This window comes from Flavobacterium sp. IMCC34518 (genome assembly GCF_027111095.2).
In the GTDB taxonomy this organism is placed as follows: Bacteria; Bacteroidota; Bacteroidia; order Flavobacteriales; family Flavobacteriaceae; genus Flavobacterium; species Flavobacterium praedii.
Map to the genome: position 1 here is coordinate 333,286 of NZ_CP114284.2, position 16,857 is coordinate 350,142.

9 protein-coding genes are annotated in these 16,857 nt (G+C 33.2%); 8 read left to right on the forward strand and 1 reads right to left on the reverse strand.

The window, feature by feature from the left end; translation table 11 throughout:
• Positions 1-215: 215 nt before the first annotated feature.
• The 5 genes from OZP06_RS01390 (at position 216) to OZP06_RS01410 (ending at position 10,980) form a co-directional block, all read left to right on the forward strand.
• Entirely contained in the window at positions 216-2,045 is a 1,830-nt protein-coding gene (locus OZP06_RS01390) for a PAS domain S-box protein (RefSeq protein WP_281324129.1), read from the forward strand.
• 96 nt (positions 2,046-2,141) lie between these two features.
• Positions 2,142-3,035, forward strand: a complete 894-nt coding sequence (locus tag OZP06_RS01395) for an ATP-binding cassette domain-containing protein (RefSeq protein ID WP_281324130.1) — start codon at positions 2,142-2,144, stop codon at positions 3,033-3,035.
• 94 nt (positions 3,036-3,129) lie between these two features.
• The gene (locus OZP06_RS01400) at positions 3,130-3,966 is read left to right on the forward strand and encodes an ABC transporter permease (RefSeq protein WP_269223351.1); all 837 of its coding nucleotides are present in this window, start codon (positions 3,130-3,132) and stop codon (positions 3,964-3,966) included.
• Positions 3,967-4,033: 67 nt separating this feature from the next.
• Entirely contained in the window at positions 4,034-6,313 is a 2,280-nt protein-coding gene (locus tag OZP06_RS01405; RefSeq protein WP_269223352.1) for a choice-of-anchor L domain-containing protein, read from the forward strand.
• A gap of 179 nt (positions 6,314-6,492) precedes the next feature.
• Complete coding sequence (locus tag OZP06_RS01410; protein ID WP_281324131.1) at positions 6,493-10,980, forward strand: T9SS type B sorting domain-containing protein; 4,488 nt, start codon at positions 6,493-6,495, stop codon at positions 10,978-10,980.
• A gap of 152 nt (positions 10,981-11,132) precedes the next feature.
• On the opposite strand, the gene OZP06_RS01415 is transcribed toward OZP06_RS01410, so the two are convergent.
• On the reverse strand, positions 11,133-11,978 hold the full coding sequence (locus OZP06_RS01415) for an AraC family transcriptional regulator (protein ID WP_269223355.1): 846 nt from the start codon (positions 11,976-11,978) through the stop codon (positions 11,133-11,135).
• Positions 11,979-12,101: 123 nt separating this feature from the next.
• Here OZP06_RS01415 and OZP06_RS01420 point away from each other — a divergent pair, with 123 nt between their 5' ends.
• The 3 genes from OZP06_RS01420 to OZP06_RS01430 all read left to right on the forward strand — a co-directional run bounded on the left by OZP06_RS01420 (position 12,102) and on the right by OZP06_RS01430 (position 16,855).
• Complete coding sequence (locus OZP06_RS01420) at positions 12,102-14,009, forward strand: beta-L-arabinofuranosidase domain-containing protein (RefSeq protein ID WP_281324132.1); 1,908 nt, start codon at positions 12,102-12,104, stop codon at positions 14,007-14,009.
• Positions 14,010-14,087: 78 nt separating this feature from the next.
• Positions 14,088-15,923, forward strand: a complete 1,836-nt coding sequence (locus tag OZP06_RS01425; RefSeq protein ID WP_281324133.1) for a glycoside hydrolase family 13 protein — start codon at positions 14,088-14,090, stop codon at positions 15,921-15,923.
• Positions 15,924-15,934: 11 nt separating this feature from the next.
• Positions 15,935-16,855: an alpha/beta hydrolase-fold protein gene (locus OZP06_RS01430; protein WP_269223359.1), complete on the forward strand. Its 921-nt coding sequence runs from the start codon at positions 15,935-15,937 to the stop codon at positions 16,853-16,855.
• The last annotated feature ends 2 nt before the right edge of the window (positions 16,856-16,857 follow it).

The following is a 16,857-nucleotide window of genomic DNA, read 5'->3' on the forward strand; positions in this document are numbered from 1 at the left end:
ACATGAATTATCAAATTCCTTTATAATTTACTAAAGAAAAATACAAATAGCCAGAATAACTTTAATAATCATGTCATCTACAATTAATATTTAAAAGTTTTTATTCAACTAAACGACTGAATAAGAGTAAGTTTTGCAATACAAATAATAAAATTTATTAAAAATTTTATTATATTTGATTGTATATATTCTTCTAAATTGAATAAAATTAATTTATGAAAAACAAATTAGAACATTACATTGAAGCAGCAAAATGTGCCAAAATTGGACTTTGGGAAATCGACCTATTAACCCAAGAAATTTATTGGGATGATGTTACTCGATCCATACATGAAGTAGGCCCTGATTTTGTTCCTAATATTGAAAATGCTACTGATTTTTATTGTGAAGGAAAAAATAGAACTAAAATCAAACAATTAATAGAAAATGCCATTCAAAATGGAATTCCTTTTAAGGAAACATTTGAAATTCGTACCTCAAATAACAACACACGCTTTATAGAAAATATTGGTCAGATTGTGTATAAACAAGATAAGATAATCAATATTAGAGGAACTCTTCAAGATATCACAAAAGAGCAAAGTTTAATTAATGAGCTTCATCTAAACATCAACAAATTATATTCAATTTTTTCAAGTACAAACGATGCTATCTTAATTATTGACGCTACAAATGGGATAATAACAGATTGCAATTGCAGATTAAACAATATTTCTGGGTACAGTGATGCAGAATTGATAGGAAATCATAAATCAATTCTATTTCCTCAAAAATACAAAGACGAAATTAAAACTTTCCTACATCAACACACAGACGAAGGTATCTATAAAGTTCAAGACACCTTTTTGAAAAGTAAAAATGGTCTTTTAATACCTATAGAAATCGCTTCGGGCAAGAAGTTTGAAATTGATAATAAATTCTATTTAGTTTCCTTCTTCAGAGATATTAGTGAAAGAAAAAAAACAGAAGAAAGAATGCAAATGCTCTTACTTGCTGCATCGAAAACAACGGATAGCATATTAATAGCAGACGCTCACGGAATTACAGTTTGGGCAAATAATGCATATTTATCCTTAACTGGACTAACTTTGGAACAAATAGTGGGACACAAACCTGGTTATTTGTCTAAAGGAAAGAAAACCGATGTAAATACGACAAATAAAATGAGAGAAGCCGTTCTTAATAAGGAAAGCTTTTATACCATTATTTTAAATTACAACCAAAAAAAAGAAGAATATTGGTTTGAATTGAATATTACCCCAATATTTGACTGCGAAAATAATTTACTTAATTTCATTGGAATAGGGAGAGATGTAACACTTCGAAAAGAAAAAGAAATCGAACTCAAACGTCTCCTTGATTTAACAATTGATCAAAACAATAGGCTTCTTAATTATTCTCACATAGTCTCTCATAACATTCGTTCCCATTCGAGTAATTTGACAATGCTTATGGATGTTATAGAAAATGAAGAAGATCCCAATGAGAAAATAAAATACCTAAGTATGTTTAAAGGTGCGACTGAAAAACTAGAAGAAACAATCAAGTACCTAAACGAAATTATATCAATTCAACAAAATTCGAATGTTAAAAAAACAAAAATTTTTTTAAAAGAAGAAATTGATAAAACTCAGAATGCATTGAGTTTGACTATCAAAAAAAGTAAAATATCAATCATTAATAATATCCCTGATGATCTAGTTGTTCGTGTTATACCAGCTTATTTAGACAGTATTTTATTAAATTTAATATCGAATGCTATTAAATATAAATCCAAAAATCGAAAATCATTTTTAAAAATAAGTCATGTAATTGAAGGAGCATTCACTATTATTTCTTTCGAAGACAATGGTTTAGGAATAAATTTAGAAAAAGACGGAAAAAAAGTTTTTGGTATGTATAAAACGTTTCATGGCAATAATGACGCTTTAGGAATTGGGCTATTTATTACCAAAAACCAAATTGAAGCTATGGGAGGAAAAATTGAAGTAGAAAGTACGGAAGGTGTTGGCTCTACTTTTAAAATATATTTAAGTGAAAAATAAAAGATGCACCAATTATAAAATTACAATCTATTTTTTAGTTTTCAGTAACAAATAACATTTTCATTCGTCCTACTAAAAATTAAAAAATCAACCAATTTGGAAACAATTCTTTCAATACTTAACCTCAACAAACGTTATGGTAGACTTCAAGCCTTAAAAAATGTTTCATTTGAAATAAAAAAAGGCAATGTATATGGCATTCTTGGCCCTAATGGTAGCGGAAAATCGACCACATTAGGTATTGTTCTAAATGTTGTCAATAAAACTTCGGGAGAATACAGCTGGTTTGGTGGAAATCTTCAAACACATGAAGCTTTAAAAAAAGTAGGAGCTATTATTGAGAGGCCTAATTTTTATCCCTACATGACTGCTCAAGAAAACTTGAAATTAGTTTGCAAAATAAAAAACATAAATTATTCTAAAATTCCAGAAAAGCTAGAACTCGTAGGTTTAAACGATAGAAAAGACAGCAAATTCAGTACTTTTTCTTTAGGAATGAAACAACGTTTGGCTATAGCTTCGGCCCTTTTAAATGATCCTGAAATTTTAATCTTAGACGAACCTACTAACGGATTAGATCCGCAAGGGATTCATCAAATTAGGGATATTATCAAACAAATCGCTTCAAAAGGAACTACAATATTATTGGCTTCGCATTTATTAGACGAAGTCGAAAAAGTTTGTTCTCATGTTTTGGTTTTAAGAAAAGGCGAAATCCTGTATTCAGGTTTAGTCGATGGAATTTCGGCAAATGAAGGCTTCTTCGAATTACAAGCTGACGATATCGAACATTTAATCCAAGTTTTAAAAACCCATCCTGCTATTGAAAAAACAACAATTTCAGACGGAAAAGTTTTGGTTTACTTAAAGTCCAAATTAGAATCCAAAGATTTAAATCAGTTTTTATTTTCAAAAAATATCTGCTTGAGTCACTTGGTAAAACGTAAAAACAGCTTGGAAGAGCAATTTTTGGAATTGACTGCCCCCTAACCCCCAAATGGGGAAAACTGTTAAAAACTCAATGGCAATTGCAATGTTAAATCTATCCCGATAACTATCGGGACTAAACCTCTAAAATTTAATAATGAAACGATTACTCTCTATAGAATTACAAAAAATATGGTTAAACAAAGCCAGTCGTGTATTAACTTTGACCTATTTTATTTTGCTCTCCTTTATTGCTTTGATAGCTTCTATCAAGTTTGACATTGGTAACATTCATTTTCAAGTTGCCGAAATGGGCATCTTTAATTTTCCCTATATCTGGCATTTCAACACTTATGCTGCTGCAATTTTAAAACTCTTTTTGGCAATAGTTATCGTTTCGATGATGGCCAACGAATACAGTTATGGCACTTTAAAACAAAACCTAATTGACGGATTAAGCAAGAAAGAATTTATCCTTTCCAAGTTTGTTACCATTCTTATGTTTGCTGTTTGCTCTACTGTTTTTGTATTTATATTGACCTTAATTTTGGGTTATAGTTTTTCGTCTTATACAGAATTTGGTATCGTTTTTTCAGATTTGGAATATATTCTAGCTTTTTTTGTAAAACTGGTTGGATTCTTCTCTTTCTGTTTGTTCTTAGGAATTTTGGTAAAACGATCTGCCTTTGCATTGGGTTTTTTACTAGTATGGAATATTATTGAAGCCATTGCAAATGGAATATTGAGTTTTCAAATTTTTCCTGAAGGTAAAACCGCTGGGTACATTACACAATTTTTCCCGTTGAATGCGATGTCGAATTTAATAGTAGAACCTATTTCAAGATTATCTATAATTAAATCCATTGGAACCCAAATGGGAGTCGAAAACCTAAAAGATTATAGTGTCCCTTTTTCTGCAATTGTAATCGTATTATGCTGGACAATGATTTTCTTATTCCTTTCGTATAGAATATTAAAAAACAGAGATTTATAGTATATTTGTTGCTATGAATACTGGAAAATTACTTATTCTCGTTATTTTTTTATGTAGCTTGAGTATTATGAATGCTCAAGTTATCACTGTAGATGATACCCGATCAGCTCAAGATCTTGTTGAGAATGTGTTGGTAAAAAGCAGTTGTGCAAATGTTACTAATACAAATGCAACAGGAGACAACTTTACAATTGGCCAAAAAAGTTACGGCTATTTTAATGCAAATAGTAGTAATTTCCCTTTTGCTGAAGGGATACTTTTAACCACCTCCAGTAGCAAAAAAGCAATAGGACCATACAGTAGTAATCTAGGTGGTGGAGATCAAAATTGGAAAGGAGATCCTGACTTGAATCAGACATTAGGGATAACAAGTATTAATGCTACCGTACTAGAATTTGATTTTATTTCTTTGACCAATTTCATTAGCTTCAATTATATTTTTGCATCTAATGAATATCAATTGTACTTTCCATGTGAATTCTCGGACGGCTTTGCTTTTCTAATTAAGGAAGCTAATACTACAGATAACTACAAAAATATTGCTATTCTACCTGGGACATCGACTCCAGTCTCGTCAAAGAACATTCATCCAATTATAAATTCTTATATAGACAATCAAAATATTACTCACCCTGGTTGTAATGCTATAAACGAATCTTTTTTTAATGGATATAATAATGCGTCAAGTCCGATAAATTATAGTGGGCAAACTATCCAACTTAATGCACAGGCTGATGTTGTAATAGGAAAAACCTACCATGTAAAATTAGTTATAGCAGATGCTGGTCCCGTATTTTATGACTCAGCAGTTTTCTTAGAAAAAGGAAGTTTCTCTGCAAAATTAAATTTAGGTCCAGATCGAACTTCAACAACCAATAACCCAATATGTTTTGGAGAAACCTATACTATTGACACCAAGCTCCCAACAAATTATAAATATGAATGGTATAAAGATGGCTCTACAACAGCAATTACTGGAGAAACAAATCCAACGTTAAACATAACCAATAGTGGCACCTATAAAGTAAAAGTTATTTTGGCGCCATCAACGTGTATAGCCGAAGATGAAATTAAAATCGAGTATGCTCCCCAAATAGTATTAAAAGACGCTACTCTTTTTCAATGCGACGATAATACTGATGGTTTTTCTGTTTATGATTTAACTATAATGGATGGCATTATTAAAAACAATGATCCCAAAATAGTAAAATTTGCCTATTTTAAAACCCTATCCGATGCTCAAAATGAAACAAATCCCATAACAAACCCAACAAATTATAATAACTCAATACCAAATGAAACACTTTATGCAAGAGCAACTAATGCTTTTGGTTGTGCTAGTTATGCAAAATTAGATTTAAAAATAGCCAATAACATCATTGCAGCACAAAGTCCTATTGAAAGTTGTGATACCGATGCAAATCAAGATGGAATTACACAATTTGATTTAAATTCTCAAGTAACACCTCAGGTAATTAGTGGATTACCCAATGGATTGACCGTTGAATATTATCTAAATCAAACAGATGCCATTGCACAAAAGAACAAATTGTCGAACAGTTTTACCAATACCATTCCAAACCAACAAATTATTTATGCCCGAATTGTAAATGGTCCCGACTGTTTCAAAATCATTCCCGAAACTTTAATTATTAATACTTTTGACGCGCCTAATTTTCAAGATGAATCAGTTTCCTTGTGTGATGGCGCTAATACTGATCTTATAATTAGCAGCGAATTTTCGGGTTATTTATGGAGTAATGGTGCAACTACAAATAAAATAAATATTGCAACATCCGGCGAATATTCGGTTACGGCAACAAATTTAAAAGGCTGTCAAAAAATCAAAAAATTCATAGTAAGCTCCTCTGGAATTGGCACAATAACCAATGTTACCGTCGCTAATTTTTCTGGAGTAAACAATTCAATTACAATTTCATATACTGGTAATGGAAATTACGAATTATCATTGGATGGTAATTTATATCAAGACAATCCTTTTTTTGTTGGTATAAGTCCCGGAATATATTGGGCAACGGCTAGAGACAAAAATGGTTGTGGTATTTCGACTCCTTATAAAATATATGTTTTAGATTATCCCCGTTTTTTTACCCCAAATAATGATGGGAACAATGATACATGGAAAATCAAAAACTTGGAAATACTTCCAAAATCATCCTTAAGTATTTTTGATCGTTATGGCAAAATACTCAAACAACTAAACACTTCAAACTCGGGATGGAACGGAACTTACATTGGAAAAGAGTTGCCCTCAGACGACTACTGGTTTGTACTGACATTTGAGGATGGAAAAACTATAAAAGGTCATTTCTCCTTAATAAGATAATCCATATCAATTTACCACTAAAAAACATTGCTGATTTATAATTAATAAAAGCTGTTATTTCTATTAAATAAAAGAAGACATACGTAAGTTAAATATTTACCAAAAAAATCCTGAATTGTTAAATTAAACCTATTTTTGATTATGCTATCTAATTCGTAATATAGCAATTATCCAGCCTTATGAAAAGATCTTTACATTTTCTATTTATTATACTTTTTACAATAAATAGTTTTGCCCAATTTAGTAAAACACATTATATTCCACCTTTGATTTCGGCTCCAGGATTGGTTGCAGATCAATATTTGTACATCTCAACACCAAGTTTAGTAAATGTAAACTTCAAAATCATTGCAAATGGTGGAGGGGTTATTAATGGTACAGTGAATCGTAACAATCCGTATCGTTATAGCATTGGTTCCGGAGACGACACCCAATTATTCACCCCAATAACCAACACGGGAATTATTGCTAACAAAGGATACATTGTAGAAGCCGAAGATTTAATTTATGTAAGTGCTAGGGTAAATGCTGGAATCAATAATAATGGAGGTTTCAATCATGCTGGGGGATTGGTTTCCAAAGGAAACAGTGCATTGGGAACAACGTTTAGGTTAGGTGCCATGTTGAATCCGCTTTTTGACACAACATTATTGAATTTTGCTACTATTCTAGCTACTGAAAACGGAACAAAGATTACCCTTTCAAACTTACAAAATGGCACTAAACTTTTGAACGGCACTACAATTTCAGGACCAATAACCGTAACACTGAATAAAAACGAAAGTTATGTACTCGCTTTGCAAAACAGTAATGATGGAAGTTCAGTTTCCAATAGTTCCAAAATAATTGGAGCCCTTGTAACCTCAGACAGACCTGTTGTTGTCAATTCGGGTTCGTTTGGAGGCAGCAACAGTACAGAGATGGGGGTTAACCCTAATGGTGGTGGTATGAGTCCCCTAGGTAGAGATGTCGGTTTTGATCAAATTGTTGCTCTAGAAAAAACCGGAAAAGAATATGTTTTTGTAAAAGGAATTGGAACTGATGATTTAGAAAGAGTTATTTTGGTTGCTCATTCCAATAATACTCAAATTTTCCTTAATGGTACTGCAACTCCATTTAAAACCCTCAACCAAGGCGAATATGTAGTTTTAGATGGGAGCCAATTCAGTAATGGAAATTTATACGTGACGTCAAGCGAGAAAATATTTGCCTATCAATGCATAGCAGGTTCCGATTCTCCAGCCAATCAAAATATGTTTTTTGTACCACCTATCAATTGCTCAACTCCCAATACGGTTGACAATATTCCATTAATAGAATCTATTGGTTTTAATACCTTTAATGGAATTTTAAACATCGTTACAGAAGTAGGAGCCACAGTATTACTAAATAACAATCCAATTACTTCATCTCCTACATCCATTACGGGAAACCCTGCTTTTGTTCGTTATACGGTAAGTGATTTATCTGGAAATATTGCCGTAAAATCAACCAAACAAGTTTATGTTTCCTATTTTGGAACTAATGGCGCTGCGACTTATGGTGGCTATTATTCTGGTTTTGATTTGAAACCAGAAATTGTTTCGGATAAAATTGCTGTTGGTAATTCCTCTTGTATTCCAAATGTGGTACTAAAAATAAATACATTATCTTCTTACGATACTTTCCAATGGTACAAAGATGACTTAATAGTTCCCTTTGCAACAACGAACTCTTATACTCCAAGCCAATCTGGTTTTTATCAAGTTAAAGGAAGTATATCGGGTTGTGTAAGTGATGTTTTCTCCGATAAAATTCCAGTGAGTGAATGTCCTTCTAACTATGATAATGATTTAGCCAATGACAATATTGATATCGATTACGATAATGACGGTATTTTAAATTGTACAGAATCCTATGGTAGTCAAAACATAAATAGTGCCAATCCAAATTCGGGAGTGGTGGCAACAGGAACCTATTCAAATTCTTTTTTGGGTTCAATTATCAATACAACACCTGCAGCAGCTATCCCTTTTACAGGAAATACTGACGGAAGTTTTGTTACAGAAGTTTTAGCAGGAAAAGGTTTTTCTGTAACGTATAATTTGAATTTTGCTAAACCTATAAATCTAAGTTTAGAATATGTCGCAACAGCAAACATTACTGATTTGTTAAATACTGATTCTGAATACATCATCAACTCAGATATTGACAAAACGGTAACGGTTTTGAATCCAAACAATCAACTGTTGATTGACACCAACTATGATGGCATTTACGAAAGTGGTGTTACTCAATTTTCTTCATTCGAAATTCGATTTCGTCTAAATGGAAATACTCCTTTACCTGCTGGTACAGGAACTTTTAAATTTCAATCTTTTCAAACTAAATCATTCAAAATTACCCACAAAAACCTCTTGGATACAGCAGGAAATAAAGCAACTTTCAAACTTATTGCTACTTGCCTCCCAAAAGATACAGACGGAGACACTATCCCTGATCAATTGGATTTAGATAGTGATAATGACGGAATTCCTGATGCCATAGAAAGTCAAAAAAATCCCAAAATATTATCCAATACCGATACCAATCTTGACGGACTCGATACCATTTTTGAACCCATAACAAACCCAATTGATTCGGATTTGGATGGTGTACCCGATTATCTCGATCTCGATAGTGACAATGATGGTATTTACGATCTAGTAGAATCTGGAAGTAATGCCTTAGACGCTAATAAAAACGGAGTTTTAGACACAACAATCTTTGGGTACAACGGATTAGCAGATGCATTAGAAACAACTCCCGAGAGCGGAATTTTAAAATATACCGTTGCAGATACAGATAGCGATGGTATAAAAAACCACACCGAATTAGACAGCGACAATGATGCCTGTAATGATGTTATTGAAGCTGGATTTACAGACCCCAATTTTGATGGCCAACTGGGAATCAATCCAGTCGTTGTTAACGCAAACGGGCTTGTTACCTCAAAAACTGACGGTTACACTACTCCAAACGGCAACTACATAATTTTCAATCCAATACTGATCACCAAACAACCCGAAAATCTTTCTACATGCGAATTACAAAAAGCTAATTTCAGCATAGAATCCAATGCAGATGGCTTTAAATGGCAATTATCAACAGATGGAGGCATCAATTGGAATACTTTACCAAACAATACAAGTTATTCAGGCACCACAACCACAACATTACTCATTAATACAACTGCTTCAATGAACGGTTATCAATATCGTGCTCTTTTGAGTAAAACAAACAATGCTTGCGGATTAATATCCACACCAGCGACTCTAACAATATTAGCATTACCCATTTTATCTTCCCCAATAACCATTGTGCAATGTGATGACAACACTGATGGAATTTCAAACTTTAATGTAACCGAGAAAAATAGTTTTATTTCGTTAAATTCAGCTAACGAGAAGTTTACTTACTACACCACATTGGCGGGAGCAAATAGTAAAGATACTGCAACCCTTATTTCAAATCCTATTACTTTTACAACTGGCAATACCACTATTTGGTCTAGAGTAGAAAATGCAAACGGATGCTTTAGTGTAGCTCAATTGAACCTAATTGTTTCCACCACTCAAATCAATCCAACGTTCAAAAGAAATTTTGAAATTTGTGATGATTATATCGACACCATTAATGATGATAAAGATGGTATTACTACTTTCGATTTTAGCAGTGTCACTACTGATATCCAAGCTTTACTCCCAGCTCCTACAACAAATTACATTATAAAATACTATGCCAACGAAGCCGATGCTTTGGCAGAAACCAATGCAATTCCAAACCCTGCCAGTTATAGAAATACTACTCCCAACCAACAATATATTTGGGTAAGAGTCGAGAGTAATTTTGACAATGCCTGCTTTGGACTCGGAGCTTACATAAAGCTTCAAGTAAACCCAAAACCTAATATTGACATTAATGACAGTAAAAATGATGATGAATTGGTTTGCTCCAATTTGCCAAGCTTTTTTGTCACACTAAACGCAGGACTTTTAGGCAATATTCCAGCAAGTAATTACACCTATGTTTGGTCAAAAGACGGCAGTATCATTCCTGGAGAAACAAAAGAAACCTTAGATGTCAACGAAGAAGGAACATACACCGTAATTGTTTCTACTCCAAAAGGCTGTGACAGAACCCGAACCATAACCGTAACCGCTTCAGATATTGCACGTCTCGACGCCGTTTCCATTTCAGATTTATCGGAGTCCAACACCGTAACTGCTAATGTTTCTGGTCAAGGAAATTATGAATACAGCATCGATTTGCCCATTGGACCATTTCAAGAATCCAATTACTTCGATAACGTTTCGCCTGGAATCCACGATCTTTATATCCATGACAAGAACGGATGCGGGACAGTAAAGAAAACTATAGCAGTACTTGGAATTCCAAAATTTTTCACTCCAAACAATGATGGTCACAATGATTATTGGAACATCAAAGGAGCCAATGAAACATTAAACACAAAAGCGCAAATAATTATTTATGATCGCTATGGAAAACTGATAAAACAAGTTCTTGCCTCAAGCGACGGCTGGGATGGAACTTTCATCGGTAATCCTATGCCTGCAGATGATTATTGGTACACCATAAAACTGGAAGATGGTCGCGAAGCCAAAGGGCATTTTTCATTAAAAAGGTAAAATAATAGTTGGGCATGACCCCATTGCGCAAAGTGGCTAAATATGGATGCCGCTTATACAGCCACTTTACGCAACGCGGTCGGGCTATCCGTGTTACTTCGGTAACTTACTCCTATCCCTCATGCAATATCCGCTGAACCAACAAAATAGTTTTATTCAAATATCATTTTCCTAAATGCCTTTGGTGTCATCCCTTTTTTCTTCAAAAAAATACGATTAAAATAACTTAAATTTTCAAATCCACATTCAAAAGCAATACTATTTATAAGCTTATCTGTTTGCAACAGCAATTGACAGCTCCTGTTTATCCGAATAGCATTCAAATAATCTGAAAAGGTTTTTCCGGTAGCTTTTTTAAAAAAATTACAAAAATTATTTTCTGTCAATGGAATCAAATCTGCAACTTGTTTCAAAGTAATCGATTCGGCAAAATGATTTTCCAAAAAATTACAGACTACGTTAATTCTATTTTCACTTTCGGCAGAATTCACCGTTTGAAATGGATTCGAACACAATACTTTTTGTTCACATACTGTCAACTGATTCAAGATTTTAATCAAATCAATAATCCGATTAAAACCATTAGAATCTACCAATTGTACCAAATCAGCTTTTAATTCCAAATTTTTAGCTGGAAAAAACAACCCCTTTTTAGATTTTTCTAATAACAACTTTAATGCACTACTTTCTTCAAATCCTAAAAAAGAATCAATAAAAGCAGGTGAAAATTGTATCACAACAGCCTCAAAATCTTCAAAATCATTTGATTTTCCAACCCAAGTATGTGGTAAATAAGACCCTGACAAAACCAAATCACCGTCTCCAAAAGTCTCATGACTGTTCCCAATCAATCGATATCCATTCCCTTTTATAATATAGGTCAATTCAAATTCAGGATGATAATGCCATTTAAATTCAAAAAAAGGAATTTGAAATCGATACGCATAAAAACTAGCACTGCCTTGATGTGAATTTATATCTTCAAAAATGGGTTTCATACACTATACTTTCAATTTATAGGTAAAAATAAATAAAAAAATTGAGTATAGTATCATAAATTAATAATTCCGAATTATAAAAGCCAACAAAAATGAATTAATTTTGAATAAAAGAACTTAAAAATGAAACACTTAGTAATTATAATCAACTTACTTACCTTTAGTTTTATGAATGCTCAGGAAAAAGTATCAGAAAAATATCAAATATTACCTTTTGGTAGCATAAAACCTAACGGATGGATTAAAATACAAATGCAAAAAGATATTAATGGATTTGTAGGTAAATTGGATCAATTGGTACCTGACTTAATTAATGATCCAATTTATGGCAAAGGAAGGCTTCAAAAACATTCTAAAAACAAAGACTTAGGAAACCTAAAAGAAGGTGATGCCGAAGGAAGCGAACAATACATGTGGTGGAACAGCGAAACACAATCCAATTGGTGGGATGGGTACATTCGTAATGCAATACTGCTTGATGATAAAGCGGGTATAGAAAAAGCAAAAAAGTATGTTTATAGTATTTTGGACACACAAGATGCTGATGGCTATTTAGGCATTTACGATCCCGAATTGCGTTATAAATTCAATTCCGAAAATGGAGAACTTTGGTCAAAAGCTACATTGTACAGAGGGCTACTCGCCTACTATGAATATTCTAAAGACCAAAAAGTTTGGAATGCATTGGTCAAAGCAGTCAATAATGTGATGCAAAATTATCCTATAAATGCATCGAGTCCTTTTTCATCGGGTGAAAAATTCAACGGTGGTGTATCGCACGGACTAACATTTACAGATGTGTTAGACAAAATGTATCAAATTACTGGAGAAAAAAAATACGTGGATTATGCTTTGTTTCTGTATTTAGATTTCTCCAAAACGTATCAATCCGAAAAAGATGTTCAATTAGCCAATATTCTTAATCCAAATTACAAGTTACAATCTCATGGTGTTCATACTTTCGAACATATACGTCCGTTAATTGTGGCCACTTATGCAACTGAAAATCCTGAATTGAAAAAAGCCTTAGCAATTTATATACAAAGAATTGAAAATGCAACAACCCAAACCGGTGGAGCAATTGGTGATGAATGGATTGCAGAAAGAAATGCAAATGCAACGCATACCGGTTACGAATATTGCTCTTTGCACGAATTACTAGATAGTTATACGGTCTTAATGCAAAAAGAAGGTCAACCAAAAACCGCAGATGAAATTGAGACCATTTTCTACAATGCCGCTCAAGGCAGTCGTGACCCGAAACATTCTTGTATTGCGTATCTCAAAACGGATAATTCGTATGAAATGCTGGGTACCAAAAATGGTGAAATAGAACCCGACCGCAAACAAACCCGCTATAAATATTCACCCGCACACCAAGACGTAGCCGTTTGTTGCAATCCAAATGCAGGAAGAATTACACCGTATTTTTTAGAAAAATCATGGATGAAAGAAGGAAATAATACATTGGTTGCTACACTACTTTCTCCAAACAAAGTTGAAACAACAATCGACAACAATCCTATTCGAATTGAAGAAATCACTGAATATCCTTTTAAAAATAAGTTTACATTTAAAATTTACAATCCAAAAAACGGTAACTTTAAGCTGAAAATTAGAAAACCCAATTGGGCAACACTTGTTGAAACCAAAGAGGACTTCACACTAGAAAACGGATTTATTGTTCTAGACAGAAAATTCAACAAAGAAGATCAAGTACAAATTGAGTTTAAGGCTTCAATTATAATGAAAGAAGATGCTAATAAAGAAAAATATTTCACTTTTGGCGCACAAGTTTTTGCTAAACCAATTAAAGCAAACGAACTTAAGGGCAAAATATACAAAGGAGATTTTTATGATGTAACTTATAGTCCGATAGAAAATACCAAATATCAATTCATTGAAGCTAACAATGCAAAATTTGAGAATGATAAAATCAACGTAACCTTAAAAAATACCACTACCAACAAATTAGAAAATGTTGTTTTAGTTCCTTTTGGACAAACGGTATTAAGACAGGCTTCTTTCTAATAGCTAATATTTTAAATCGACATTTACAATTTAAAAAAATAAAGCAGATCAACTTATCAACGAACAAATTCAAAATAAATGAAAAAATTTGCAATCCTATTTTTAATTATAGCCAATAGTCTAAACGCACAAATCAAACGTATTGAACCTGGAAATTGGTGGGTTGGAATGAAACTCAATCAAATAACTCTTTTGGTTTATGGAACCGACATTCAAAATTTAGAACCTCAAATAAAATATTCAGGAGTAAAGATTATAAAAACCGAAAAGGTAGAAAATCCTAATTATTTGTTTGTCACTATCGATATAAGTCCTCAAACCAAAGCAGGAACGGCTAAAATCGAATTCCAGAAAAAGGGCAAAACTATAATTACTAAAGATTTTCCATTATTGGCGAGAGAAAACAATAGTGCAAATCGAGCTAGTTTCTCTCCAAAAGATGCCATACTCTTAATCATGCCCGACCGTTTTGCCAATGGAGATCCCAAAAATGACAATACTCCCGAAAGCTTAGAAAAAGCCAATCGCTCGGATGAAAGCGGCAGACACGGAGGTGATATTCAAGGAATCATCAACAATTTAGATTATATAAAAAACTTAGGCTACACTCAAATTTGGAACACACCGCTTGCAGAAAACAATATGCCAAAATATTCCTATCACGGGTATGCCGCTACCGATTTTTACAAAATTGACAGCCGTTATGGAGCCAATGAAGATTTCAAAAGACTGGTGACTGAAGCAAAAAAAAGAAACATTGGTGTAATTTGGGATGTAGTACTCAATCATTGTGGCTCCGAATATTATTTTGTCAAAGACTTACCGATGAAAGACTGGCTTAATTTTCAGGAAACCAAAACAAGTACCAATCATATCAAATCGACTTTGTTAGACCCTTACGCAACCGAACAAGATAAAATTGGTTATACAGATGGTTGGTTTGACCTACACATGCCAGATCTCAACCAAAGAAACCCATTTATGGCGAGTTTCCTGATTCAAAACACTATTTGGTGGGTAGAATATGCAGGACTATCCGGTTTTAGAGAAGATACTTTCTCTTATGCTGATAAAGATTTTTTAGCCAATTGGACCAAAGCTGTTTTGGACGAATATCCTAATTTTAATATAGTAGGAGAAGAAATGACCACAGTAACCGAGCTTTCGGCCTATTGGCAAAAAGACAAAGTGAATGTTGATGGTTATAAATGCTATTTGCCTTCTTTAATGGATTTTGCTTTAACAGAAAACTTAGTAAAAGCACTCACCACAAAAAATGATTGGGAATCTACCTGGAAAGAATCCTATAAAGGAATGGGGCAAGATTATCTATATCCAAATCCAAATAATTTATTGATTTTCCCAGACAATCACGATATGGATCGTATTTATTCTAGGTTGAATAAAGACCTTGATAACTGGAAAATAGCCATGGCTTTATATACCACTATGAGAGGAATTCCAGAATTTTATTATGGAACCGAATTATTATTTACCAATGAAAAATCAGGCAACGATGGTCAAAGAAGAGCTGATTTTTATGGAGGCTGGGCAGGAGATACTAAGAATGCCGTTACAGGAAAAGGAATGGAACCCAAAGAACTAGAAGCTCAAAAATACTTGAGCAATTTACTGAATTGGAGAAAAAATGCAACTGTCATTCATAACGGAAAATTCACCCATTATGCTCCAGAAAAGAATGATGTTTACGTTTATTTTAGATACAATGACAAAGAAAAAGTGATGGTGATCTTGAATAAAAACAAAGACAAAGTTACTCTTGATATGAATAAATACCAACAAATGATTCCTAATATGTTCAAAGCCAAAGAAATCATTACCAATACAGAAATAGCAGTCAACAACTCTTTAGAAATAGCCCCAAAAACGGCTTTGATTCTTGAAATAAAATAAAAATTATCAAAATGAACAAAAACCTATTACTATTCTTTTCAATTATGTTTACTTTTTTATCCAACGCACAAGAAGTAAAAGTCACTTCTGGAAAAGTACAACGCTTTGCAAATTTTCAATCCAAACTGGTTGATGCCCGTAACATCGATATTTGGTTACCTAACGGATATTCCAACAAAGAAAAATATGCCGTTTTATACATGAATGACGGTCAAGCATTGTATGATGCCGAAAGCACTTGGAATAAACAAGCTTGGGAAGTTGATGAAATCGCAGGGAAATTAATCGCTGAAGGCAAAACTCAAAAATTCATAGTTGTTGGAATTTGGAATAACGGACCAAAACGCCATCCAGAATATTTTCCACAAAAACCTTTTGAAAGTTTGACCCAAATTCAAAAAGATACGGTCACGGCTCAATTACAAAAAGCAGGTAGAACCAAAGAAACGTTCCAACCCTATTCCGATTTGTATTTGAAATTTCTAGTAACCGAATTAAAGCCATTTATTGATAAAAATTTCTCGACAAAACCTGATCAAAAGAACACATTTATAGCAGGCTCCAGTATGGGAGGATTGATTTCGATGTACGCCATTTGTGAATATCCAAAAGTTTTTGGCGGTGCTGCTTGTTTATCAACGCATTGGCCTGGTACATTTTCAGCAAATAATAATCCAATTCCTGCTGCCTTTGTCAATTATCTAAAAGTAAATCTCCCTAGTCCAAAAGACCATAAAATATATTTTGATTACGGAGATCAAACCCTTGATGCGATGTATAAACCTTTACAAGAAAAAGTAGATATTGTAATGAAAGCGAAAGGTTTTAGCAACAAAAACTGGGAAACCAAATTCTTCCCTGGAGAAAACCATTCAGAAGTAGCTTGGGCAAAACGATTGGATATCCCATTGTTATTTTTATTAAAAAAGTAAAA